Genomic DNA, 2,189 nt, shown 5'->3' on the forward strand with positions numbered 1-2,189 from the left:
ACGAGGTGTTGACGGCGTTGACGCCCGGCCTCGCGCTGCAGATGGCGCGCGAGCGGCTGCCGGCGCTGATCATCTCGGACGTCGGCATGAGCGAGGGCACCGGCTTCGACTTCATCCGCAGCGTGAAGGCCGACCCGCGGCTGCGCGACATCCCGTTCATCTTCCTGTCGTCGACGCACTGGAACGAGGCCTCGCGCCAACTGGGGCTGGAGCTCGGTGCCTTCCGCTACCTGCTGCGGCCGCTGGAGCCGGCACTGCTGCTGGCCGAGATCGAGGCCTGCGTGCGCCGTTGACGGCTCGCAGGATGGGCCGGCAGCGAGATCACCTCAATGCACGTGCCGATGGTGCTCATCGGGGACGTGCGGGTGTGCATGACGCATCGGCTCGTGACGGTGCGGATGGCTGTGCACCGCACCGGCTGGCAGTGCATCGTGGCCGTGGTCGTGGTGCCCGTCGTCATGGCGGTGGGCGTGTTCGTGCTCCAGTTCGTCGTGCTGGTGCTGGTGCTCGTGGCGCTCGACAAGATGCAAGACGATGCCGAGGATCATCAAGCAGGCCCCCGCCAGCATCCAGCCGCTTCCGCTGCGCTCCCCCAGCAGGAAGGCCAACAGTGCGCCGACGAACGGAGCGAACGCGAAGACGGAGCCGGTGCGCACTGCACCGAACGCACGTTGAGCGAGCAGGTAGAAGCGCAGGCTCAGCCCGTAGCCTGTCGCACCCACCGCAAGAAGGGCACCCGCCTGCCCGGCGGCCGGCACCGGTTCGTCGAAGGCCCCTGCGAGAGCGGCCGTTGCCATCGCACCCAGCAATCCCTTGTACATCACCACCTGGCCGGGATCGCGGTCGGCGACCCCGCGCGACAGCGTGTTGTCGACGCCCCAGGCTGCGGTCGCGGCGAGCACGGCCAGAAGCCCCAGGGTCTGGCTGACGCCTGCCGAGGCTCGGTCGATGATCAGCGCCATGCCGCCCAGCGTCAGCAATGTCATGGCCAGGAGGACGCGCCGGTCCATCGCCTCGCGGTACCAGAGCATGGCCAGCACCGCGGTGAATACCGCCTCCAGCGTGAGCATGAGCGAAGCGCCGGCTCCACTGGTGTGCTGCAGCCCCCAAGACAGCGCGACGGGGCCGACCGCGGCGCCAGACACCGCCATCAGGGTCAGCCGACCTGCATCGCTGCGACGGACGCGAGCCTCGTGCTCGACGGGACGGCGAAGCACCCATCCGACCAGGGCAGCGCCCGCATACAGCAGCGCCGCCGTGGTGAAACTGCCGACCCCCACGCCGAAACGCTGAACCAGCGGTGTGCTGGCTCCGAAAAGAACAGCGGCGACGAGGGCGATGAGGCCGCCGCGAAGCGCCGGCCGGCGGGTGACTCGATCCATGCCGGCAGCATGCCACTGACATGGATCAGAAGCCGCACGCTGCGCCCTCAGCCCCAATACTTGTCCGGCCGCAGCGGAAGACCCGTCGCATAGCTCGGCGAACCCGGCGGGGTCTTCGTCGGGTACAGGTTCTTCAGGTGCACCTCGGGATTCATGGAGGCACCGGAACCGTCATAGGGCTGCCAACCCGTCAGCAGCTGCGAGACGTGGGCCTGGATCGGTACCCCTGGGCGCCTGGATCCGCGAGCAGCACGTTGTTGTTCCGATCGATGGACAGCACGTTGACGGCGTGCTGGAACGGCTGCATGTGCTGGTCCGTGCTGGTGAGCTGCAGTGTCATCGGATGCTGCTGGCTGAGCTCGTGGCGGATGGTCTGTGCCAGGCGCAACGCTTCCTGCTGGGTCTGATCGCCGGGGCTCATGTGCTCGAACGGGATCTTCCCGTTGTCCATGCCGTAGTGCTTGTAGACCTTGCCCGGGTTGCCGGGCTGGCCCGGCGCCACGCCGATCGCGTGGGCAATCTCCTGCTGCGAATGCTGCAGGCCGTAGTACGCCATCGACGACTGGCTCGCGGCATTCCAGCACGACTGGGAGTCCTGCTGCTTCTGCATGCCGAGCGGCAGTTGCGGCGGCATCGAGCCATTGGTCTTGCGGCGCGCCGACGTCGGCATGCCCAGCGGGGGCTGCATCGCAGGCCCGCCTTGCGGCATCGGGCCGTGCGGCTGCTGCGGCGCATGCGGCACCGGTTGCTGCGGTCTCCCGTAGGAGGTGGTGGGGTAATGGAAGGTCGGTGGAGGGAACCCGGTAG

At 68.3% G+C, this 2,189-nt stretch carries 3 protein-coding genes; 1 reads left to right on the plus strand and 2 read right to left on the minus strand.

The genetic code is table 11. The annotated features are described in order from the left end of the window. The coding region (locus AC1D15_RS28295; protein WP_477828629.1) for a response regulator at nucleotides 1–293 on the plus strand (293 nt) is incomplete at its 5' end. Between the two features lie 33 nt (nucleotides 294–326). Here AC1D15_RS28295 and AC1D15_RS28300 read toward each other — a convergent pair. Continuing rightward, nucleotides 327–1,382, minus strand: coding sequence for a DMT family transporter (locus AC1D15_RS28300; RefSeq protein ID WP_477828630.1), 1,056 nt, complete (start codon nucleotides 1,380–1,382; stop codon nucleotides 327–329). 190 nt (nucleotides 1,383–1,572) lie between these two features. Next, nucleotides 1,573–2,189, minus strand: a 617-nt coding sequence (locus tag AC1D15_RS28305; protein WP_477828631.1) for a C39 family peptidase, incomplete at its 5' end; no start/stop codon positions are given.

The organism is Rhizobacter sp. P2_H2, from assembly GCF_056403375.1.

What these genes read in the sequence shown, in the direction of transcription:
- AC1D15_RS28300 (WP_477828630.1), bottom strand. Translation starts at nt 1,382, where the DNA reads ATGGATCGAGTCACCCGCCGGCCGGCGCTTCGCGGCGGCCTCATCGCC.